The organism is Kitasatospora sp. NPDC048286, assembly GCF_043201735.1.
GTDB lineage: Bacteria > Actinomycetota > Actinomycetes > Streptomycetales > Streptomycetaceae > Kitasatospora.
Map to the genome: position 1 here is coordinate 383,850 of NZ_JBICZE010000003.1, position 22,093 is coordinate 405,942.

Genomic DNA, 22,093 nt, shown 5'->3' on the forward strand with positions numbered 1-22,093 from the left:
TTGGTCGAGCGCATTCACTGGTCGGGCGGGAGCGGTCGGGCGTCAGGAGACGAAGAAGATCCCGGCGTCGGTGCCCGCCGGGGTGTACTCGGCCAGCCGCGCCCGCAGGTTGTCCTCGCGCTGGGGCTGGAACAGGTCGTGGAAGGCGCCGAGTTCGGAGCGGTCCTCGGCGCCGCGGGTGATCTCCGGCGCGCACCCGGCGGCAAGCCGGCCGTAGTCGGGTGTGCCGTAGCGGAGGCTGGTGAACAGCGGGCGGACCCGCTGGGCCTCCACGTCGCGCAGCCGGGCGGCCTGTGCCGGGTGCAGTTCGCCGCGCTCGACCAGCCCGGTCACCGCCGAGCGCACCAGGTCGGGCTGGCACTCGTACCGGCGCGGGGTGCGCGAGCCCGGGGGGACGTAGCAGAACCGCAGGCAGCCGAGCGAGCGGCGGGCCACCCGCAGCGGCCCGGTGAACACGCAGTCCTCGGCGAGCGGCACCGCGTGGGTGTGCACCTCGCCGACCACCGTGGAGCGGTGGGCGTGCAGCAGTGCGTGGGCGTGCTCGCAGTCGGGCCCGGAGAGCGCCGGCCGCCGGTGCCCGGTGGCGTCCAGGATGCTGTCGCTGAGGTGGATCTCCAGCGGGTCGTCGTCCACCTCGTCGCCGACGACCTGGATCGAGCCCAGGATGCTGCGCTCGATCCGCACGCAGGCCGTGGTGTGGTCCAGCACGAGGCTGGGCTCCTGCGGCGAGTGCGGTTCGCAGTGCGGCTCCAGCGACCAGCCCGGCACCAGGGTGCAGTGCCGCAGGGTGACGGAGGCGAGCGGCCCGGTGACGTTGACCCCGCGGCCGGTGACCAGCAGGCCGTCCAGGACCAGCCGCCCGCCCGGGCTGACGCCCCGGACGTTGAGCGCGTCCGGCCGGTTGCTGTACCAGTCGAGCAGCCGGATCACCGGCCGGGCGCCCTCGGCGGCGCGCAGTTCCAGGCGGTCGTCGGTCTCCAGGTCGAAGTCCAGCTGCTCCTGGTAGGCGCCGCTGTGGGTGATCTCGATGACGGCGGCGCCGCCCGCGTTGCCGTCCTGCTGGTCGGCGCGCCACTGCTGGTAGGCGTCGTTGATCCGCTCGTACGGCCCGCCGGGGCCGACCCGGTAGACCGTCCGTCCCGGGGTCTGCGGGCGGTCGCGCGGGTACTCCCCGCCGCCGGTGTCGTCGCCGAACGCGTAGTGGTAGTCGACCCAGACGCCGCGGCGCGGGGCGGATCGGGCGCCGAAGGCGATCCGGCCGAGCACCGGGTCGACGGCGACCTGGCCGCGCTTGGGCCGGTACGCCCAGTCGGTCAGGTCGGCCACCGTGATCTCGGCGGGCGGGACCGGCTCCTGGGCGCCGTCGCGCCGGATGGCGAAGCTCTTGCCGGGCCCGTAGTAGTCGGCCAGGCGCTCGGCCAGCTGCCGGCGCCGGATCGGTGCCGGCACGTTGTCGAGCGCCGCGAGGTGGGTGGCCGACGGCTCCGGCTCGGGCCGGGTGACCAGCGGGGCGTCGTTCCCGAGGACCGAGAACGTGAAGAGGTTCCTGGCCCGGTCGATGCAGTAGGCCGGCGCCCGGGTGACCGGGTACGGCTTCAGCCGCCACACGTACAGGGCGACACCGGCCGGCGTGCGGCCGCCCTGGCGGCGGGCGGAGGCGGCGCGGCGGACGTCGGCGGTGTGCGCCTGCCCGTCGAAGGGCCCGTCGAGCAGGTCCAGCTCGGCGCCGCGCCGCACGTCGACCAGTCGGCCCCGGCCCAGCCGCTGACGGTCGGCCGGCCCCTCGTCCGGGCGCAGCAGCCGCACCGGCTGGGTTTCGCCGAGCAGCCGGGAGAGTTCCACGGCCCGGGCCGGCCAGTCGGCGACCGAGGAGGACAGTTCCTCCAGCAGGGCCAGGGTGCCCTTGCGCCGGCGGTAGGCGACGGTGTTCGCGACGTCGCGCCGCGGCGCCAGCCGGGCGGCGAGCCGGTCGCGGGCCGCCGCCCGCTCGGGGGAGGCACCGCCGTGCAGCCCGGTGGCGAGCACCTCCTCGTAGCCGGGCAGGATCCGGTAGCCGACCAGGTCGCCGAGGTAGGCGACGGCCCAGTCGGCGGCGGTCTCCACGAACCAGTCCCGGTAGCCCTGTTCGATGCCGCCGCGGACGACGTCGACCTGCTCGGCGATGACGGCCAGCAGGGCGCGCAGCGGCTCGCCCGCGTCGGCGTCCCGCATCCGGTGCCACTGCGGCAGCAGCTCCAGCAGTGCGTCCGGGTCCCGCCCGCTCGGGTCGGTCATGAGCGGACCTCCTTGAGGATCAACGTGTCGGGCAGATTCGGCGACAGCATGGCGAGTTGGGCCGGGCGGATGCCGCGGAACACCGTCAGCACCCGGCCGGGCGGCAGCGGGCGGGTGTCGGTGACGTCCGGGTTGAGGCGCAGCAGCTCCGCGACGGGGATGCCGCCCCGGGCGGCGATGTCGGTGAGGGACTCCCCGGCGGGGTCCTTCACCCGGTAGCGCTGCTCCTCGAAGCGGGCGAGCCGGGCCGGGACGGTCGGCTGCGGTTGGGCGAGCAGGTCGGACAGCCGCTCCAGGCCCTCGGGGGTGAGGCTGCCGGGCACGCCCGTGAAGGCGTCGACGTCGACCCGGTCCACGCCGGGGACGGCCTGGGCGACGGCGAGGACCTCGGACTGGTGGGCGCTCTGGCCGAGTTGGCGTCCGGCGTAGCCGAGGCGGTCGAGCAGGGCGCGGCGCAGTGCCGGTTCGACGAGGTCCCAGGAGTGGTCCGGGTCGACCTTCACGCTCAGGGCGACGACCAGCAGGACGAGTTCGCGCAGCGCGACCTCGACCGGCAGCCTCGGGTCGCCGTAGGCGGTGAGCGAGGAGTGCAGGGTGCGGATCAGGTCGGAGTCGGCGGTGAGCGGGATGTCGTCCACCCCGGCCACCGTGACGTGGACGAGCTCCCGCCGGCCGTCCGAGAGCCGGGTGGCGCCGGCCCGCCCGATGCCGGCCCGGGAGCGGGTGAAGTCCTCGTAGTCGGTCACCGAGACCAGCCGGTCCAGGGCGGTGACGGCGAGCGGGATGTTGCGCCGGGCGAGGCCGGGGCCGTCCGGGCCGGCGCCGCCGGTGGCGGGCAGCGGGTTGACGACGGCGGAGACGCCGAGCGGGCGGGTGGTGAGCTGGGTGATCCGGCCGGCGCCGACGTTGCCCGACTCGCCGATGCCGATCCGGTAGCGGGCGCGGACGTTCTCCCGGCCGGTGGGCAGACGCGAACCGTGCACGCCGTCGCCGAAGGTGACGGTGGTGCGGCCGTCGCTCGCGGTCGCGGTGACGTAGACCCGTTCGTCCGGGCCGCGTCCGGCGAGGCTGTCGACCTCGTGCCAGCGCACCCCGTCGACCCGGACCTCCAGGGTGTTCTGCGCGCCCCTGGGGGTGTCGGCGGGCAGCCAGGTGAGCGGCGACTGCCAGAGGGCGAAGCGCTGGCCGGGGACGCCGGCGTCGCCGCTGCCGATGGCCTCGTCGCGGGTGGCGCCCTGGGTGGCGCGCACCACGTTGCCGAGGACCTGGACGGTGTCGCGCCGGTAGCGGTAGGCGAGGCGGGCGCTGAGCGTGATCGTGGTGCGGACGGTGTCCCCGGGCAGCCGCGGGTCGACGCCCTGCTCGACGCCGGCGATCATGGCCAGTTCGGTGCCCCGGACGCCGGTGGTGTTCGGGATGTCGGTCCGCTCGCCGCCGACCGCGATCCACCGCCCCGGGGTCAACCCGTCGTAGAGCCGGGCGAGTTCGATCCGGTCACCGTGGACCTCCTCGGTGACGGGCTCGTCGGCGAGCCGCAGCGACTCGCCGCGGGCGTAGACGGTGGCGTCCCTGATGTCCGAGAGCTGGGTATCCTTGTCGTCCAACCAGGGCTGTTGCAGGGAGAGTTCGGTCACCTTGCCGGTGATGCCGAAGTCGGCGCGGGAGATCACCCGCACGTCGGTCACCCGGGTGATGACCTCGGCGAGGTCGCGGCTGCCCGGGATGCCGCCGTCGAGGCCCTTGCGCGGGCGCTGGACGACCACCCAACTGCCGGGCGCGATCTGGTCGTACACGGCGTCGAGGGTGAGGACCGTGCCGGAGACCGGCTGCAGCTTGGTGGTGAACACGACCTCGACCGCGGGCGTCGACTGGTCGGTGCCGGGGTAGCGGTGCACCCGGACGTTCAGCTCGCCGGACTCGCCGGTCTTCTCCTGGCCCGGGTCGAGCCGGTAGTCGAGCGCGGCGCCGGGACCGCCGTCGACCGTCACGTGGACGCGGCCGTCGTCCTGCGGGCGGGAGACGAAGACCGTGCGTTCGGGCAGCTTCGCCAGGAACCGGGCGCTGACCCCGGGCTCCGCGTCCGGAGCGGGCACGGCGGCGCGCAGGTGCGGTGGCGGAGGCGGCGGCTCGGTGGTGACCACCTGGACCTGTCCGGGGCCGAACGGGAAGGTGTGGTCCCAGGGCAGCGAGATGCCGCTGTGCACCAGGCTGCCGGCCTCGACGTACGTGAAGTCGGCGGTCTTCGGGACGGTGCCGGTGGTGTCGAAGGTGACCCGGACGCCGATCAGCGTGCTGCCGGCGAGCGGCCAGTCCACGTAGCGGTCGATCCGGCCGTCGTCGCCGTAGACGGGCTTGAGCGGCGCGGTGGCGCCGAACGGGGTGGCGACCACCCGCATCGCCTGGATCTCGTGCACGGCGAGCGGCGCCGTCAGGTCGACCTGCCGCCAGGCGGGGTAGAGGCCGTCGCGCAGCCGGGGGTCGAGCGCGGACAGCAGTTGGGCGCCGAGGTCCGAGCCGGGCGCGAAGAGGCGCTGGGGGTCGCGGGCGAGGTCCCGGGCGCTGAGCGGGGGCCTGGTGGGGGCGGTGCGCAGCGCCGCCAGCAGCGAGCCGAGTCCGCGGACGGCCGGGTCGGCGGCTCCGGGGCCGCCCGGGCCGGGCGCGGGCCGCTCGGGGGCCTGCGGCGGTTCCAGCTGGTGGGCGCGGTCCCGCAGGTTGGTCAGTTCGTCGCCGAGACGCCCGAACCAGTCGGCCACCGGCTGCTGGGAGCGGGCCAGTTCGGCCGCCTCGGCCGCCCGGGCGGTCACCGGGACGAGCCGGTCGGCGAAGTCCGCCGGGGTGCTCAGCGGACCGGACGGCAGGTCGAGGTCGGCGCGCAGCGGGGCCAGCACCTGCTCGTCGAAGTCCCGGACGATCCGGCTGCGCCCGGGCCGGGGGTTGGGGGCGTTCTCGGAGACGGTGATCCAGTCCGCCAGTTCGGCGCGCAGGTCCTTGAGGGTGCGCAGGTCCCGGGGCAGGCCGATCACCGTGACGTCGTTCTCGCGGTCGATCCGCACCTCGGGCACCAGCCGCAGCACCCGGTGGACCGGGTCGGCGGCCCGGTCGGCGCTGAAGACGAACAGCAGCCGGTCGCCGGGCCTGATGTTGTTGGCGGTGCCGGCGGCGAACAGCTCGGCGCGCCCGCCGGGGTTCAGCTGGCCGGGCGTCAGCTGGTACGGGCGGCGGCGCAGCACGGTCAGCTCGTTCCAGGCGGAGCGGGCGGGGAGGTCCTCGGCGGTCTCGAAGGACTGCGGGTCCTCGCCGGGGCCGGGGACGCTCTGGCTGCGGGCGCCGCGCGGCACGACCACGGTCGGGTCCTCGACGGCCCGCGGGTCGTGGTCGAGCGTGTAGGCGAGGTAGGTGTCGGCGGCCACCCCGGGCCGGGGCCGGTGGCCGACCAGTCGGCCGAGCAGGGTGAGCGAGTCCTCCTCGGTGGCGGTGCGCAGGTAGCCCTCGTTGGCGATCCGCTCCGAGTAGAAGGTGAGCACGTCGGCGAGCACGGCCCAGGAGTCCAGCAGGGCGATCGCCGGGTCGTCCGGGGTGCGGACGGTCAGGTCGCGCAGCGCCGGGTAGGCGGGGCCGGACAGCCGCGCGAGCAGGCTGTCGAGGAACTCCCCGTAGCGGCCGACGCGGTAGCCGACGGCGTCCAGCCCGGGCGGGTTGAACAGCGGGGCCGGGGTCGCGGTGGCGGTGCCCGAGCAGCCGCAGGTGCACTGGCCGGTCATCGGCCACCTCCGATCACGATCGAGAGCCGGCCGTTCTCCGGCCGGTCGGGGTCGTTGTCGCAAGCGGCGACCTCCAGCGCGCCGAGCCGTAGCAGCCCGTCCGCCAGCTCGCCGTCGTCCCGCCCGAACTGCCGCCGCAACCTGGTGACTTGGGCACTGACCACGCCCGGTACGGCGGCGGCCGCGGCCACCAGCCGGGAGACCCGCACCGGGTCGCCGAAGCCCAGCGCGTCCGGGTGGAAGAAGCCGACGCGGCCGTCCGGCAGGGCGCGGCTGCCCAGTACCCGGCGCAACTCGGCCAGGACGTGGCCGCGTTGGTGGCCGGCGGCGGCGCAGATCCGCAGTTCGAGGTCGAGCGGCACCAGCACGGCCGGGCGGACCACCAGGTCGTGGCCGATCCGCCGGTACGCCTCCAGGCCGTCCCCGACCGCCTCCAGCAGCGCGGGGTCGGCCGTGGCCTGCCCGTACGGCTCCACGGCGACGTGGACCTCCTGGACGCTGCCGGTCCAGCGCAGTTCGGCGGCGGCCCGCCGGACGCCCGGCAGGGCGGCGGCCAGCTCCGCGTAGTCGGCGGCCGTGACGGCGCGCAGCCGGGTGCGGCTCAGCGCGAGCGGGGCCGACTGCCGTACCTGGTCGAGCGGTTCGGGCTCGACACCGCCGGTCGCGGGCAGCGGGTTGCGGACCCGCAGCACCGCGTCCCCCGGCCGGGTGGCGGGGCCGCGCCCCGTCGGGCAGGGCGGCTCGTCCTGGCAGACCACCAGGCGGTTGATGGCCTCCGCGCCCACGTTCCCGGCCGTGCCGTTGCCGATCCGGTACGCGACCCGCAGCAGCGCGCCGGGCGCGGGCGGCAGGCCGTGGCGGCCGTCGCCGAAGCGCAGCGCGAGACGGCCGTCGTCCTCGGACTCGCCCACGAAGTGCCGCTCCCGCGGGCCGTCGGCGAGCAGGTCCCGGCGGGGCGTCCACTCCTGGCCGTCGACGGCGGCCCGGACGGCGGGCAGCGCGGCGCGCGGGTCCTGGACGGCGACGCCGCTCGCCGGGCCGGCCAGCGCGGGGGAGTCGGCGGCGAGCCCGGAGGCGTACCGGGCGCCCCAGCTCTGGGCGACCTCCCAGACGCCGGAGCGCCGCAGCATCCCGCCGGCGCGGGCGCGCGCGGTGAGCACCTCCAGGCGGCGCAGCTTGGCGACGAGCAGCCGGCCGCGGCGGGCCAGCAGCTCGCGCAGCCCGGCGGCGGGCCGGTCGGCGAGGCGCAGCGCGTGCACCACCTGGGCGCCGAACAGCACGGTCAGCTCGGCGAGTTCGGCGCGGGAGAGGTCGTGGCCGCGGCTCGCCCGGTGCCACAGCTCCTCCAGCCGCTGCCGGACCCGTTCGGGGATGCCGGCGAGCAGGGCGGCCTGCCGGGCGCAGACGTGCGCCAGGTCCGGGTAGGCGGCCGCCTGGGTGACCGGGGCGTGGCGCAGCAGCGGGCGGAAGGGCTGCGGCAGGACGGGGTAGCGGGTCTGGTCGAGCAGCGTCTCCAGTGCCGCCGCCTGGGCGTCGGCGGTGGGCGGCTCGACCTCCGCCCCCTGGCCGTCCTCGCCCTCCGCGCTCGCGCCCGGCGCCAGCTGGATGCCCAGCCCGGCCCGCCGCACCGCCGGCTCGCCGAGCAGCGCGTACAGCTCGCGGACCTGCTCCGGGCCGAGCTGGCGGCCGGCCCGGGTCCGGTCGAGCAGCCCGTGGACGGCCTCCGCCGCGGGGCTGCCCTCGGTGCGGTCCGCACAGCCGCAGCCGCAGCCGTCCGGTTCGCAGGGCGCGACCCGGACCGGCTCCGGCGGCACCGTGAAGGTCTCCGGGGCGCCGCCGCAGAACGTGAGGGAGCGGCCGTGGTCGACCAGGGCGACGTTGCCGCGGGCGACGCTCACGTCGGCGATCGGGCCGCAGTCGCTCCCGCCGTGGGTGGACAGGCAGACCGGGAAGGAGAGCGCGTCCTCCGGCGCCCAGGTGACCTCGACGACGGGCTGCTCGTACAGCTCGTCGACCAGGGGGGTGACGGAGGTGAGGCGGACGGCCTGGCGGTGCGCGGGGTCGGCGTCGGCGGCGGCGCCGGTGCGCGGGCCGAGCACCTCCTCGACGACCAGCAGGTCGCCGGGGCGCAGCGCCAGGTGCCGGGTGCGGTGCCGCGAGCGGCCGGCCTCGGGGTGGTCGGCTTCGTGCCGGTCGGCCTCGGGGCGGTCGCGGTGCCGTTCGACCTCGGGGTGGTGGCCGTACCGGTCGTCGTGCCAGTCGTCGCGCAGGGTGGCGGAGGTCGCGCCCGCGGGCAGGACGCAGTCCTGGTCGCCCCAGGTCCAGAACCGGATGGTGTTGTGCGCGGGGTACAGCACCAGGTCCGCCCCGCCGAGCGGTTCGAACACCTCGACGGCGGCGGTCCGGGCGAGCGTGTCCAGCTCCTCGTCCGGGATCACCGTGGACGGCTGCGGGCGTTCCTGCGGGCCGAGCCGGCTGACGTCGACGGCGGCGAAGCGGAAGGTGCCCCGCGGCAGGGTGAGCCGGCGGTCCGTCTCCAGCGCGACGAACGCCCGGGCGTTGCAGCCGTCGTGCACGGCGTAGTCGATCAGCCGGACGTGCCGGCGCACCGACACCCGGCGGCGGGCGGTGTCGAGGTAGGCCTCGGTGGCCACCGCGTCCTGCTGGTAGGAGAGTTGGTCGGCGGTGTAGGCGAGCAGCTCGACCAGCGTGACGCCGAGGTCCGGCAGGTGCCGCTCGGTCCAGCCGGTGGTGGTGAGGCTCATCCGGTCCAGCACGAGCCGCCGCATGCTCTCGTAGTCGCGGGCGGTGTAGTCGATGACCGGGGCCGGCCGCAGGGAGGGCGGGCAGCTCTCCTCGGTGCGGCAGTCGTAGGGCGAGGGGCAGTCGGCGCCGAAGGAGAAGTCGGTGCTCGCGTACCTCGGGTCGAAGCCCGGGTACGGGCGGGTGCCCGGGCGGCCGTAGGCGTCCGCCTCGACCACGGTCAGCCGGTAGCGGGAGGTGTCGCCGGCCCGGTCGAGGGTGACGAGCATCCGGTCGTCCAGCTCCGGGTCGTCCGCGCGCTCGATGTCGACCGCGAGGGCGCGCAGGCCGGTGATCCGCCGGCCGCCGTCGACGCGGATGTTCTCCGGGCCGAGTTCGTCCGGCGCCCGGCCGAGGAAGGTCACGCTCAGGGTGCGCCTGTCGTCGTCCGGCTCGGCGCCGTCCAGGCCCAGCAGCCGGGCCGCGCGCACGTCGGCGCGACGCAGTTCGGTCCCGCACCGGACCGCGGGCTGCCCGGTCGTCTCGGATCGGCCGGTCACTTCGGATTGGCCGGTCATGCCGCCACCCCGCCCTCGAACACGTCCTGCCGCTGCGAACCGGTCAGGCGCACGACGTACGCCAGCTCGACCCGCACCACGTTGTCCTCGCTCTCCACGTCGAGCGAGACGACCTCGATCACGTCGCCGAGCCACCGCTGCAGCGCCGCCTGGACGGACATCTGCAGGGTGGCCGCCAGCTCCGGGCTGTTCGGCGCGAAGACCAGGTCGAGCAGCCCGCAGCCGAAGTCGGGGTGCATGACCCGCTCGCCGGGGCTGGTGAACAGCAACTGCTCGATCAGGTCCCGCACGTGGTCGTCGTACCCGGCCTCGGCGGTGCGCCCGCGGCTGTCGATCCGGAACGGGAACGCGAGGTCCGTCCGGGCGGGGCCGGGCGGCGGACTCGCCGGCTCGACGGCGTGGCCCGCGTTCCCGGTGTTCCCGTCGTACCCGGAGTGCGTGGCGTGCTGTGTGGTGCTCATACCCCCTCCGCCCGCTGTTGGACGACGGTCACGATCGGCGGCCCTTGCGGGACCTGCTCGGCGCTCTGGCACAGCCCGACGGCGGACCGCGGCAGCGCGGGGGAGCCGTTCACCCGGATCCGGGCGGACGGCACCACCCAGTGGATCGTGACGCAGGGCTGCGGTTTGCCGGCCACGGTGAACGGACAGCCGGTCACGGTGTACGGGTCGGCCGTACTGGTGACGGCCTGGCCGGCGACCAGCACCCGGGCCTGGGCGGGCCGGGCCGTCGCCTGGGCGCCGTGCGGGCAGGTCACCGTCGCATTGACGTGCAGCAGATTTCCGGGCACGAGTCTCTCCCCCGTCAGGTCACGCTCAGGGCGTCCTGGTTGATGGAAACGGTGGCGCCGACGAGCGAGATCGAGGCGCCCTGGCCGTTGCTGATCTGGATGCCCGAGTCGTTGATCACGATCGAGGCCCCGCTCGGCGTGCGAAGGGTGATCCCCGTGGTCGGATCGTCGGACAGGATGATCACCCGCCGCCCCGAGGTCTCCAGCACCGCGTTCGGCGCTCCCGGCGGGCCCGTCCTCGCCTCCACCGGGACCTCCGAGGCGGAGCCGTACCAGCAGCCCGTCCAGATCGGGTAGCTCTGGTCGCCCTGCTCGAACTCCAGCCACACGCCCGCCCCGACCGGCGGAACGGCGTAGTGCCCCATGCCCGGGCCGGCCACCGGGAAGCACGGCATCGCCCAGGTCGACACGGCGTCGCCCAGCACGTCGGGCACCTGCGCCTGGATGCGGCCGATCCCGAGCGGGTCGACGTTGTTCACCACCGTTCCCCGGAACTTGCCGAGGTAGCGGGTCGGTTCGGCCATGCTGGCAACTCCTGGCAGTCGATCGGGACGGCTGTGGGGCGGCTGTGGTGTGGCTGTGGGGTGGCTAGGGGACGGCTACGGGACGACGGTCGGCTGGAGGGCGATCAGGCCCTCGCGGGCCAGCGTGAAGTTCTGGGTGTACGAGCCGCGCTTGAGGTTGTGGGTGACGCTCTTGACGAAGTACAGGCCGTCATAGGTGAGCCCGGCGCCGCGCACTCCGACCAGCTCGCGCGGCCGCAGGACGTGGCTGTACCGCACGACGTCGAGCTGGCCGGAGCCCGAGACGGCGTCCGCCGACTGCATCGCCTGGGCGATGGTCTCGGCGACGGCCTGGGAGGTGTCCTTCTTGGCGGTGTCGGCGATGACCTTCTTCTTCAGCGCCGGCGCGGGCCTGAGCGCGAGCGGCGGGCGCAGGATGCTGACCTCCGGCACCGGCAGGATCGCGGAGACCTTGGTCGCGGGCAGCTGGATGCGGGCCTCCGGCTCCTCGCGGGCGGTCCCGTCGAGGGCGAAGGTGAGCTGGTCGACGTTGGACAGCCCGTCCATGTTCACGTTCAGCGCGTGCTGCGGGACGCCGAGCCGGTTCTCCGGCCCCCAGTAGGCGCGGCTCGTCCCGGGGACCGGGCCGGGGTCGAGGTAGAACACGTAGCCGTTGGCCTTCGCCAGCTCGTTGACGTACCCGAGGTCGGTGCCCTTCTGGAAGTCGATCCGCCGGGTGGGCATCGGCGTCTGCGGCACCAGCTCCGGGATGACCAGTGGCACGATCCCGTACTGCCCGTACTTTCCGATGATCGCGGCGACCCGGGCCGCCGGGGACATCGCCGGGAAGGGCACGCCGGCCTGCTCCTCCAGGTCCATCAGCACCGTCAGGTCCTCGCCGGTGACGGTGAGCGTGGACTGGCCGGGCTGGTTGCTGATGCCGACCTCCTGACGGATGATCACACCGTCCATCAGCACGCTCGGGGTGCCCGAGACGACCACCATCAGCACCACCCTGATCTTCGGATCGAAGAAGCCGCCCGGCAGCAGCGCGGTGTTGATCAGCCCCCGCTTCGACAGGTCGAAGGCCAGCTGGAACCCGCTGCGCTGCCCGGACGCCACCGTGACCTGCGCCGACAGCAGGGCGTCGGTCACCGGCTGCGGCACCGGCACCGGGATCTGCGGGCCCATCAGCAGGGTGAGGTGGATCGACCCGACCGACCCGCCCCCCGTGACGGCCGAGGCCTCAGACACTCCCCACCCCCGGCACCCCGCCCGGCAGCGCCACGGTGATCCGCCTGCCCGGCGTCGCGGTCAACTCCCGTGGATCGAGCACCGGGTTGGCGTCGGCGATCCGCCACCACTGGTCGGCGCTGCCGAGGTAGCGGTACGCGAGCAGATCGGGGCGGTCGCCCGCACCGACGACGTGCTCGGCGAGCGGGGTCAGGCCGTCCGGGCTCGGCAGCAACCGCCGCCTCAGGTACGGCACCTGCCGCCCGTCCGGCTCCGTGTACAACGCGACCGGGACGTCGTGGTACCGGCTGGTCGGCGGGTACGGCGAGGGCGCGGGCAGCGCGTTCAACGGCTGGTCGACGGTCACCGCAGCCCCCCACCCAGGCCGAGCGCGCTCAGCCGCCCGTCGGCCGCGGTGCCCACCAGCCGCTCCTTCTGCACCAGGTGCGCCAGGTAGAGCTCGGCCCCGCGGTGCCCGGCCGGCAGGTCGTTGACGGTCAGGACGCGCAGGCCGATGGCGACGGTGGCCCTGATCGGGTTCAGATCGATGTCGAACGCCTCCTCGGTGATGGTGAGTTCGGTCAACCGCACGGGCAGGATCCGCTTGCCGCCCCAGGTGAACAGCGTGAGCGGCGCCTCGACCGGCGTGATCTCCAGCGTCCCCACCGCCGCCAGCGCCTGGTTCGCCCGCAACTGCGAACTGGCCGGCTGCGCCAGCAACTCCAGCGCGGCCAACTGCGGATGGATGCCGTTCGGCGCCGGCACCTCCAACTGGTCCGTCGCGTCCAGCTCCGCGGTGAACTTCCACGTCTCCACCGCCGGCCCCTTCAACCGCAACGCCTCCGTCCGGTCCCCACTCCCGTCCGCCCCCGCCACCTGCGGAGCCAACGACCGCTCCAGACTGTCCGGATTGAACTGCAGCACGACCACCCGCTGCGGCGTCCCCCGCAACGCGTCGACGATGACCAGCCCGGCCCTGATCGGCCTGGGGGCGTCCGCGTACCCGGTCATCAGGAGCCGTCCTCCGGTCGGGCCAGCCCCTCCAACAGGACCTGGGCGTTGTGCCGGACGTGGTCCACCGGATCCGTCCGGCTCAGCTGCTCCACCAGGGCCACCAGGCCGGGCCAGGGGAGGTACCCCGTCGCGAGCACCACTGCCTGCCGGACTCCCGGATCGTCGTCCCGGGCGGCGTCGGCCAAGGCCTCGACCACCGACGGGTCCTCCGGTCCTTCGGCGGTGAGCGCGGCGGCGTAGAGCGCGACGAGCCGGTCGTTCCGGTCGGATGCCCGGCGCAGCGCGGTGAGGGCCTCGTCGAGTGTCCACACCCGGCAGCGGGGCCGGAGTTCGGCCTCCGCGTCGGCCGTGCCGTCGCCCCGGATCGTGGCGTACCGCATGCCGATGTTCCCGTCGTCGACGTAGTGCACCTCGGCGCTGCCGTCCGGGGTGAGCCAGCTGGCGATGACGGCGCCGTCCTCCTTTCGTCCGAGGTCGAGGAGGGTCCAGTACAGGTCCCAGATGACCAGCTTGAAGTCGTGCTCGGTGAATTCGGGCCGGAGAACCAGACGGGTGAACGATCGGGTCATTGCAGCTTTCCTCTTATTTCAGACCGTAGAACTTCAGCAGGAATTCTCGGACCAGCTTGTCGCCGGCTTCCAGGGTCTTCTCCTCGTTCTCGCCGAGGATCCCCTGGCCGCCGTTCTGGAGGAGTGCCCAGGCCTCGCCGAGCTGGATCTCGCGGAACCGAAGCTCCTCGCGAGTGGCCCCGGTGCCCTGGAGCCTGGTGCGTTGGCCCTCGTCTTCCTGCGTGAGACCGCGGGCCGCGGCTGCCGCGCGCATCATCGACATCGGGAACCGGCCCCGCTGGCCCAGCCGCCGGTCCTGGTTCTCCTCCCCGTTCTCGTTCGTGTTCTCGTACTCGGCGAACGCCTGATGCAGGTCCAGCCCGCCGTTCTTCCGCCCGCGCGCCAGCAGATCGGTCGTCACGGCCGCGAATCCGAGGTTGGCGGGGCTTCTGGCGGACTCCCGGACGAACATCAGCCAGTGCGCGTTGCGCACGAGCTCCTGTTGGGCCGGCGTGAACGAAGGGGGCAGATGGGCGTTCGTGCTGTACGCCCTCAGCGCCGTGGCGAAGTCGATCTCGGACAGACCGAGCCGGGTCAGATCGGCCGCGATCTCCGGGTACGCGCCGACTCCCTGGGTGATCGCGTTGGTGCTGCCCCGCTTCTTCTGTTCCTTGACCGGTTCGCCGTTCGGCCCGACCAGGTAGTGCTCCATCTTCCCGGTCGTGACGGCGTACGGAGGGATGACGACGCGAGAGCCGCGCTGCGCGGTCGAGAGTTCGAGGCTCGTGCCGCGGTTCCTGAGGTACCTGACGACGCCGGGTATGTCCTGTGAACCCTGCGTTCGGAGCGGCTGGTTCACGGCGTCGGCACCGGCTTGGTGCTTGAGGATCCGCATGTGCGTCGCGACGGCGATGACGTCGGCCCGTTCCAGCAGGGCAGTCGCCTCCTTGCGGATGATCCCGCGGACCTCCTCCGGCGTCAGCTCGAAGCCGCCCCCGGCCACGGCCCTCGGGTTGAGCAGGGCCTCGATGCTGAAGGCCGGACTCCCCACCTCCGCCAGCGAGGTGAGCCGGTACCAGGCCCGCAGCCCGGCCAGGACGGGCCGGAGCACCACCTGCCGGAGGCCCCGGGCCAGCAGGCGCTGGATCCTCGGCCGGATGCGGGCCACGATCAGGTCCAGCCGCTGCTGCTTCGCCTGGGGCGAGTTCTCGTGGGCGCGGCGCTCGGCGCGCTGTTGCCGGCGCTTCTGCTGCCAGGCGCGGAGGCGGTCGCGCTGCCTGCGGTAGGCGTCGCGGATCCTGTGGGCGCCGTTGGTGAGGGCGCGGCCGAGCTTGCTGTGGAGGAGCTTGCGGCCGAGGGTGCGGGCGGCGGTGCGGACGCGGTTGAGGGCGGCCTTGACGGTCTGGCGGGAGGCGTTGAGGGCGCGGCCGACGGGGGAGGTGGGGCGGCGGCGGGGGGTGGGCTTCGGGCGGGTGACCTCGCGGCGGGGGCGTCCGGGGGTGGGTGCCGGGCGCTTCGCGTGTTCGACGGTGTGCCGGGCGGGCCCGGTGCGGGCGGGGCGAGTGGGACGGGAGGGGCGCCGGCGGAGCGTCTGGGTGGCCCGGCGCAGGCTCGCCCGGGCCTTGTCGACGGCCCGGCCGGCCGCCTTGCGCGCGCCCCGGCCGGCCCTGGCGAGGCCCTTCAGGATCCGCTGGGCGATCCCCTTGAGCTTGGTGCCGACGGCCTTCCCGGCTCCCTTGAGCTTGCTGAGCAGGAAGTTGGAGATGAAGTCGAGCAGTGCGACCACGCCCGCCGCGACCGCGTCGGCGAACAGGCAGGCGGCCGATCCGGACTTGACGGCCTTGAGGAAGGCGACGAACTTCCCGATCGCGGCGACGATCTTGCTGATGGTGTTCCACGCCGCGACCAGGCCCTGGATGATGGCCATGATCGCACCGGCCGCCGGCACGATCATCGACACCAGCTTCTCGACGACGATCGAGACGATCATTCCGGGCAGCGCCGCCACGATCGCCTGCCAGGCCATCCGTCCGATCTGGGCCATCGAGATGCAGCCCTTGACCAGGACGTTGACGATGGTGGAGGTCAGGCCGACGACCGACTCCACCTTGTCGTTGAACCACTGCTTCACCGCGCTCTTGATCGCGCCCCACAGGTAGTGCTGGATGCCGTCGATCGCCGCGGTGCCGAGCTTCTTCAGCCACCCGCCCGGGTCGGGGGCGATGTCGCCGATCAGGGCCGCGAACTCGCCGAAGACCGCGATCGCCTTCTGCACGAAGTCGATGGCGTCCATCACCGCCTTGCGGACGGCCTCGATGGCGGCCTTCAGCCCCGCCTCCAGCGCGTCCAGCAGCGCGTTCAGCCCGGCCGCCAGCGCGTCGAGTAGCTTGTTGACGGCGTTCTTCAGCTTGTCGGCCCACTCGTTGACCTTGGCGACGGCCTTGTCGCGCCACTCCTCGATCTTCCTGCGGAACTTGTCCCGCAGTTCGGGGAAGGCCGCCAGCAGCACGTCGCAGATCTTGATCAGCGCGTCCGCGAGCTTGTCGATCAGGTCGACGGCGAACTTCCGCGCCTGGTCGATCGCCCAGTTCGCGAACTTCCGGAAGCCGTCGATGATGTCGTTGATCAGACCGCGGAAGTAGTCGAAGACCTTGGTGACCGCCTCGACCAGCGCGTCGAAGGCCGCCTTGACCTTGGACTTGACCCAGCCCCACCAGCCCTCGGACTCCTCCTTCTTGCGGTCCTTCTCCTTCTGCGCCTTCTCCTCGGCCTCCTTCCGCTTGTCCTGGATCTTCTGGTTGTCCTGCTGCTGACGGTCCTGGACGTCCTTGTCGGCCTCGGTCCGCTTCCCGTCGATCTGCCCGGTCTTGTCCTTGTGCTCGGCGTCGGCGTCCTGGTCCGCGCCGGAGACCTTCTGGTCCTGCTCGGTGCGCCACTGCTCGCGCTCGGCCCTGACCTTCTCCGCGGCGTCGCCCCGCTCGCCGGCCTGGGCCTGGGCGTCGTCGGCCACCGCCTGGTCGATCTCGGCCTGGTTCTGCCGGCGCGCGTCGGCCTCGCCCTGCTTCTGCTTGGCCTGTTCGGAGCCCAGCCGGCCCTGGCCCTCACCGACGGCGGCCTGGATCTGCGGCCCGCGCTCCTGCTGGGTGACGATGCCGATGCCCGGTTTGGTGTCGGCCGCGCGTCCGGCGCCGGCGCCCCCGCGCCTGCGGCCGCCGCCCGGTACGGAGGCGGTGAGGGTCTCCTTCGGCACGTCCGGGTAGATCCGGTCCTCGCCCATCGGCTTGGCGGCGTCGTCCCGGCCGACGCCGAGGATCCTGGCGGAGCTGTCCTTGAGCTTCGCCGCCTGGCGGTCGGTGCGCGCCGGGTCGCTCTCGCCGGTCAGTTCGACCCTGGGGGCCGGGCCGACGGTGGTGTTCAGCGCGGGGTCGGTCGAGGGCACCCCGTCGACCGCCCCCTGGACCTGCTGCACCTCCTGCGCCGAGACCTGGCCGCTCGCGTCGTCGGCGACGTGGGGATCGGCGACCCGGTCGGCGGGGTTGCCGCCCTCGACCTTCTTCTGCTCGGCCTGCTGCTGCCCGCCGTCCGCGCCCTCCGGACCGACCCGCTCCAGCCGCTCCGTCACCGCCTCGGCCGGCGGCGCGGCCTCGGGCGGGCCGGGCTGGGTCTGCGGGGCCCCGGACGGGCGCTGGACGGCGGGCGGGGCCGCCTGCAACCGGGCGTGCTGCTCGCCGACCGTACGGTCCACCGAACCGTCCACGCCGTCCAGCGTGGCGGCCATCTGATCGGGCGGCAGGCTCGCGGCGGTGGCGAGTGCGCCCTGGGGGTCCTGGCCGGAGACGTCGGGCGGGGCCGGTTTCTCCTGCTGCTCGGCGGGGGCTCCGGCCGCGCTCCCGGCCCCGGCCGCGCAGCCGCCTCCGGCGCCACCGGCGGCACCGTCCGGCTCCGCCTCGGTGGTGGGCTGCTGGGGGCCCGCGCAGGAGCCGCCGCCGGACTCCAGGGAGGCGTCCGGGGCGGGCTGGGCGGTGAGTCCGCCCGGTGCGTCGGACTGCTCGGCCGCCGGACCGGCGGAGGTGTCGGACGGCGCGGAGGTGTCGGACGGTACAGCGGTAGTCGGCGCGGCGTCGGGCTCGGCCCCGGGCGCGCTCTCTGGGCCGTCGGCGCCGACCGGCCCTGCTCCGGTGGGGGCGGCGGTGTGCTCCCGGGCGCTCGGCGTCCCGGACTCCCGCGCCTCGGCGGCGGGCTCTTCCGGCTGCTGCTCCTGCGGCTCGTGCTGCGGCTCCGGAACCGGCTCCGGCTCCGGGGCCGCAGCCGCAGCAGGGGCGGCGGCCTGGCCCTGGGCCGGATCGGGGCCCACCTCCTGCTCGACCGGCTGTTCCGGCTGGAGGTCACGGCTGCCGCGGTCCTCGGCCTCCGCAGCCTGCCCGGCGGGCCCGGCCGTCCCGGCCTCCGCGGCGGGGGCAGGCTCGGGTGAGGCCGCCGGCTCCTCGTCGCTCTCCGGCCGGCTCGCCCTCTCCTCCTGGACCGCCTCGGCCCTGGTCGCGGGCGGCTCGGGGAACGCCGGCGCCTCGGCGTTCGCGGCGGGCGCGCCGTCCGCCGACTGCGGGATCCGGTCGACGGTCGGGACGGCGGACACGTCGAGGTCCGACGTGGGCAGGAAGTCGGAGGGCCCCAGCTCCGGCTCGGCGGCGGCCGACTGCGGCGGCTGCTCCCGGTCCGCGCCGGGGGTGTCGTGGACCTCGGCCTCCGCGTCGGGCTCCATGCCCAACGGCCGTTCCTCGTCCCGGGTTTCGCCCTGCGCTTGGTCGTCCTTGAGCAGTCCGTGCCGGGCGAGCGGGCTGTCCGGGGCCTGCGCGATCGCGTCCAGGCGCTCGGGTTTGACGGGCGCGGGCTGCGGCGGCGGGACGGCGGCCGGCTCCTTCGGGGTCGTACCGGCCGAGGGCTGGGCGGCGGCGTCCGGCTGCCCGGCTTCGGGCGCCCCGGTCACGGGGGCGGTGGCCGCCTCGTTCGCCTCCTCAGCGGTGGCGGGTGCCTCCGATGCCGCCCCGGGGGCCGCTGCGGACGCCTCCGGGGCGGCATCGGGCTGCCCCGTCGGTGGTGCACTCTGTGGCGTGCTCTGCGGTGAACTCTGCGGCGCCTGCCCGTCCTTGCCGTCCGTGGGCGGTGCTTGCTGCTCCTCCTGCTGCTTCGGGCCCTGCTCGGCGCCGGCCTCGCCGTCCCGGTCCTTGTTGTCCTGGTCCTTGCCGTCCTGGCCCTTGGGGTGCTTGCGCCGTCCCTTCGGGCCGTCCGGCTGGTCCGCGTCCTGGTCCGGCTGCCGGTCCTGCGCCTGCCCCGGCTCGTCGGCCCTCCCGTCGCCGGCCCGCTCCTCGTCGCCGGTCCGTTCGTCGCCGGTCCGCTCGGCGGCCCCGGTGACCGGCTCGGGCGTCTGGGCGCCGTCGATGTCGGCCGGGCGGTGCTCGGCGGCCTCGACCAGCTCCAGCACCCGGGTGTAGTCCGAGGAGGGCATCCGGTCCGCCAGGCGTGCGAGCACGGATTCCTGCAACTCGGGTGCGAAGCGCGCGAGTTGCAGGCGTACCCTGCCGGAGGAGTCGGTCGGGTCGCCGCGCAGCGAGCGCAGGATGCCGGCCGCCAGCCGCTCGACCAGGGTGGCCGGGTCGAGCCGCTCGGTGCGGAACCGGTCGGCGTCGACGGTCGCGTAGCGGAGCCAGCCCGGCGTGGCACCCGGTGTGGCACCCGGCGCCGCCGCCGCCGTCGGCCGGTCGGTGCGCGCGCCGTGCTCCGCCTCCCGTTCGATCGCGTCCAGCGGCAGGCTGACCGCGCCCAGGTCACGGCCGGCCCGCAGCGCGCCGAGCGGGTTCGGTGCCTGGACGGTGTGCAGCAGCTCGTGGGTGAGCAGCCGTCGGCCGTCCTCGGCGGCCGGCCGGTACTTGCCCTCGCCGAAGAAGAGGTCCGGGCCGACGGCGACGGCGTCCGCGCCGATCAGCTCGGTCAGCGCGGCGGAGTCCCGGTCGGTGTGCACCCGGACCCGGCTGAGGTCGTGTCCGAGCCGCGCCTCCAGCTCCCGGCGCACGCCCGGGTCGAGCGGCTGGCCGGCGCCGGAGACGATCTCCTTCGGCTCGGGCGTACGGGCCTTCGGCGTCCGCGTCCTGCGCCGGGCCGCGCCCTGCTTGGCGTCCGGCGCGGAGTCCTTCGCGGTGGCGGTGGGTCGCGTCATGTCCGCCCCCGTCCCGGCGGCCGGGCACCGCCGGATCGCCCTGACAGTCCGGACAGCCCGGACAGCCCGCTGTGCACGGCGCGGGCGAGGGCCTCGCCGAGCCGCTGCGGTGAGGCGCCGGCCGGCAGCGGCGGCAGCCCGGAGAGCACGTCCAGCGTGCGGTCGCCGCCGACCGCGAGCGGCACACCACGCGCCTCGACCAGGCGGGTCAGTTCGCTCCGGAACGCCGCCGCCAGCCGGTCGTGGTCGATCCGCGTGAAGCCGTCGAGGACCAGCTCGCCGATCTCGACCTCGATCCGCCCGACGCCCCCGCGCTCGGCCCGCCCGGCGCCCTCACGCCCGGTGCCGTGCCGCCCCGTCTCCGCCCCCTCGGTCAGATCCATCCGCCGACCTCCGAGGGCGTCAGCGAGCGCTCCAGCTTCAGGTACTCGGTGCGCGCGGCGGCCAGCAGGTGCCGCATCTGCATCGGGCAGCCCTCGTCGGCGGCCTGGAAGGCGGCGGACAGCGCGATGTTGCGGATGGAGCCGCCGGCCACCGTGAGCTGGGCGAGCCGCTGCGGATCGATGCCCTCGCTGGGGGTCTGCTTGGGGATGACCCGCCGCCAGATCTCGGCGCGCTCCGGCACCCCGGGGAACGGGAAGTCGACCACGAACCTGATCCGCCGCATGAACGCCGGGTCCAGCGCCTTCTTCATGTTGGTGGTGAGCACGGCCAGGCCCCGGTAGGCCTCCATCCTCATCAGCAGGTAGCTGACCTCGAGGTTGGCGTAGCGGTCGTGGCTGTCCTTGATCTCGCTGCGCTTGCCGAACAGCGCGTCGGCCTCGTCGAACAGCAGCAGCGCGCCGCCGCGTTCGGCCGCGTCGAAGACCCGTCGGAGGTTCTTCTCGGTCTCGCCGATGTACTTGCTGACGACCTGGGAGAGGTCGATGACGAACAGGTCCACGCCGAGCTGCCCGGCGACGACCTCGGCCGCCAGCGTCTTCCCGGTGCCCGACCCGCCGGCGAACAGCGCGGTGACGCCGAGGCCCCGGCGCAGCACGGACTCGAACCCCCACTCCTGGTAGACCGTGCCGCGGCGGCGGACGTGGGCGACGATCTCGCGCAGCGTCGCGCGCTGGCGCTCCTCCAGCACCAGGTCCTCCCAGTCGGCGCGCGGCTCGACCCGCCGGCCCAGCTCGTCCAGGGACATCCGGGCCTCCGCCAGTCCGGCCTGCCACGCCAGTGGGCTGACGTCCCGGCCGTCCTCGGCCGCCCGCCGGGCCGTCGCCGCGGCCGAACGGATCACATGGCCGGGCAGGGAGAACTGCGCTGCCAGCGACCGGAGTTCGCCCTCCGTGACGCCCGGTGCACCGTCCAGCGCCGCGCCCCAGATCGCCAGCTGCTCCTCGGGGCCGAGCGGGGGCACCGTCAGCCGGGCGCGGTCCGACACCCCCGCCGGCGGTGGCTCGTCGCCGGACACCACCAGCGGCACCCCCAGGCTCGCCAGGAAGGCCTCCGTACCGTTCGGGGCCGGCCGGCGCTCCCCGCCCGGCTCCCCGCCCTCGACCAGCAGCGCGGCCGGGATCAGGATCGCCTCCCGCTGCCACAGCCGGGCGAGTTGCTCGCGCTCGGCGGGCTCGGTGGGCAGGTCCTCGCGGTGCGCGGCGTAGAGGCCGAGCCCGGCGCGGTGGGCCGCCGCCGCCGCGATCTCCCAGCGGGTACGGCGGTCGGCGCCGGTCAGTTCGGTGTGCGGCGGGCCGGACAGCCCGGCCGCGGTCCACCCGTGTGCCAGCTCGGCCGCGCACCGCTCGTGCGGGTCGGGCAGTTCGCCGGGCGGCCCGACCCGGGTGAGCAAACCGTGCAGCCGCACGTCGAGGTACGGCACGCCGACCAGGAAGTGCAGCACCCGCTCGTCGATCCGCAGCCGGGAGGCGGTGAGCGCCGTCTCGTCGTCCAGTTCGACCAGCCGGAAGCGGCGCAGCGGGGCCACCGGGGTGAGCGCGCTCCAGTGCGGCTGGTCCAGGGCGGCGAGGGCGAGCGAGAAGGTCGGGTACGCGCGCCCCGGGTCGCCGCCCGCCGCGGCGCAGCGGGCGGCGGCGGTGGGGTCGATCACGGGCGCGGCGGCCAGCACGAGGACGTCGCGCTCGAACGGGGTGAGCCCGAAGGAGGCGCTGAGCGCGTCCAGGGCGGTGGCGGTCGGTCGGCGCCCACCCCGGCGGCCGGCAGCGGTGGACGGCGTGGGTTTGTCGGCCGCCGCGGGTTTGTCGGCTGCCGCGGGCTCGCCGGACGGCGCGGGCCCGGATCCGCCGGACGGCGCCCGGTCGGTGCGGCCCGCCGCGTGCGCGTCGAGCCGTTCGAGGACGGCGGCGACCGCGGCCGACAGCGACCGCAGGTGCGCATCGTCCGCCGGGCCGTCGCGGCCCTGCCTCCGGCGCGTGCTCATCTCTCCCCCCGTCCTGC

The 22,093-nt window shown here is 74.8% G+C and carries 13 protein-coding genes; all 13 read right to left on the reverse strand.

From position 1 onward, the window contains the following. Positions 1-42 precede the first annotated feature (42 nt). The 13 genes from ACGF13_RS09160 to ACGF13_RS09220 all read right to left on the reverse strand — a co-directional run bounded on the left by ACGF13_RS09160 (position 43) and on the right by ACGF13_RS09220 (position 22,076). Positions 43-2,274, reverse strand: coding sequence for a hypothetical protein (locus tag ACGF13_RS09160; protein ID WP_392870825.1), 2,232 nt, complete (start codon positions 2,272-2,274; stop codon positions 43-45). Further along, complete coding sequence (locus ACGF13_RS09165; RefSeq protein WP_392870828.1) at positions 2,271-6,035, reverse strand: putative baseplate assembly protein; 3,765 nt, start codon at positions 6,033-6,035, stop codon at positions 2,271-2,273. Before ACGF13_RS09165 ends, ACGF13_RS09160 begins: the two co-directional genes overlap by 4 nt. Next, positions 6,032-9,355: a putative baseplate assembly protein gene (locus ACGF13_RS09170; protein WP_392870831.1), complete on the reverse strand. Its 3,324-nt coding sequence runs from the start codon at positions 9,353-9,355 to the stop codon at positions 6,032-6,034. Before ACGF13_RS09170 ends, ACGF13_RS09165 begins: the two co-directional genes overlap by 4 nt. After that, positions 9,352-9,816, reverse strand: coding sequence for a GPW/gp25 family protein (locus tag ACGF13_RS09175; protein WP_392870834.1), 465 nt, complete (start codon positions 9,814-9,816; stop codon positions 9,352-9,354). The genes ACGF13_RS09170 and ACGF13_RS09175 overlap by 4 nt, the downstream gene beginning before the upstream one ends. Beyond that, positions 9,813-10,145 carry a hypothetical protein gene (locus ACGF13_RS09180; RefSeq protein ID WP_392870837.1) on the reverse strand — a complete coding sequence of 111 codons (333 nt, stop codon included), beginning with the start codon at positions 10,143-10,145 and terminating at the stop codon, positions 9,813-9,815. Before ACGF13_RS09180 ends, ACGF13_RS09175 begins: the two co-directional genes overlap by 4 nt. A gap of 14 nt (positions 10,146-10,159) precedes the next feature. Next, positions 10,160-10,669, reverse strand: a complete 510-nt coding sequence (locus ACGF13_RS09185; RefSeq protein ID WP_392870840.1) for a phage baseplate assembly protein V — start codon at positions 10,667-10,669, stop codon at positions 10,160-10,162. Between the two features lie 75 nt (positions 10,670-10,744). Then, on the reverse strand, positions 10,745-11,839 hold the full coding sequence (locus ACGF13_RS09190; RefSeq protein ID WP_392871651.1) for a hypothetical protein: 1,095 nt from the start codon (positions 11,837-11,839) through the stop codon (positions 10,745-10,747). A 55-nt stretch (positions 11,840-11,894) separates the two neighbouring features. Further along, on the reverse strand, positions 11,895-12,248 hold the full coding sequence (locus tag ACGF13_RS09195) for a hypothetical protein (RefSeq protein ID WP_392870843.1): 354 nt from the start codon (positions 12,246-12,248) through the stop codon (positions 11,895-11,897). Next, positions 12,245-12,892, reverse strand: coding sequence for a hypothetical protein (locus tag ACGF13_RS09200; RefSeq protein ID WP_392870846.1), 648 nt, complete (start codon positions 12,890-12,892; stop codon positions 12,245-12,247). The genes ACGF13_RS09195 and ACGF13_RS09200 overlap by 4 nt, the downstream gene beginning before the upstream one ends. Further along, positions 12,892-13,464: a HEAT repeat domain-containing protein gene (locus ACGF13_RS09205; protein WP_392870849.1), complete on the reverse strand. Its 573-nt coding sequence runs from the start codon at positions 13,462-13,464 to the stop codon at positions 12,892-12,894. The genes ACGF13_RS09200 and ACGF13_RS09205 overlap by 1 nt, the downstream gene beginning before the upstream one ends. 13 nt (positions 13,465-13,477) lie before the next feature. Further along, on the reverse strand, positions 13,478-19,654 hold the full coding sequence (locus ACGF13_RS09210; RefSeq protein WP_392870852.1) for a DUF4157 domain-containing protein: 6,177 nt from the start codon (positions 19,652-19,654) through the stop codon (positions 13,478-13,480). Continuing rightward, positions 19,651-20,037, reverse strand: coding sequence for a hypothetical protein (locus ACGF13_RS09215; RefSeq protein WP_392870855.1), 387 nt, complete (start codon positions 20,035-20,037; stop codon positions 19,651-19,653). Before ACGF13_RS09215 ends, ACGF13_RS09210 begins: the two co-directional genes overlap by 4 nt. After that, on the reverse strand, positions 20,028-22,076 hold the full coding sequence (locus ACGF13_RS09220) for an ATP-binding protein (RefSeq protein ID WP_392870858.1): 2,049 nt from the start codon (positions 22,074-22,076) through the stop codon (positions 20,028-20,030). The genes ACGF13_RS09215 and ACGF13_RS09220 overlap by 10 nt, the downstream gene beginning before the upstream one ends. Positions 22,077-22,093 lie beyond the last annotated feature (17 nt).

Excerpts from the sequence above, each read along its gene's own strand:
- ACGF13_RS09160 (WP_392870825.1), bottom strand. The coding sequence starts at position 2,274 with ATGACCGACCCGAGCGGGCGGGACCCGGACGCACTGCTGGAGCTGCTG.
- ACGF13_RS09165 (WP_392870828.1), bottom strand. The coding sequence starts at position 6,035 with ATGACCGGCCAGTGCACCTGCGGCTGCTCGGGCACCGCCACCGCGACC.
- ACGF13_RS09170 (WP_392870831.1), bottom strand. The coding sequence starts at position 9,355 with ATGACCGGCCAATCCGAAGTGACCGGCCGATCCGAGACGACCGGGCAG.
- ACGF13_RS09175 (WP_392870834.1), bottom strand. The coding sequence starts at position 9,816 with ATGAGCACCACACAGCACGCCACGCACTCCGGGTACGACGGGAACACC.
- ACGF13_RS09185 (WP_392870840.1), bottom strand. The coding sequence starts at position 10,669 with ATGGCCGAACCGACCCGCTACCTCGGCAAGTTCCGGGGAACGGTGGTG.
- ACGF13_RS09190 (WP_392871651.1), bottom strand. The coding sequence starts at position 11,839 with ATGGGCCCGCAGATCCCGGTGCCGGTGCCGCAGCCGGTGACCGACGCC.
- ACGF13_RS09200 (WP_392870846.1), bottom strand. The coding sequence starts at position 12,892 with ATGACCGGGTACGCGGACGCCCCCAGGCCGATCAGGGCCGGGCTGGTC.
- ACGF13_RS09205 (WP_392870849.1), bottom strand. The coding sequence starts at position 13,464 with ATGACCCGATCGTTCACCCGTCTGGTTCTCCGGCCCGAATTCACCGAG.
- ACGF13_RS09210 (WP_392870852.1), bottom strand. The coding sequence starts at position 19,654 with ATGACGCGACCCACCGCCACCGCGAAGGACTCCGCGCCGGACGCCAAG.
- ACGF13_RS09215 (WP_392870855.1), bottom strand. The coding sequence starts at position 20,037 with ATGGATCTGACCGAGGGGGCGGAGACGGGGCGGCACGGCACCGGGCGT.
- ACGF13_RS09220 (WP_392870858.1), bottom strand. The coding sequence starts at position 22,076 with ATGAGCACGCGCCGGAGGCAGGGCCGCGACGGCCCGGCGGACGATGCG.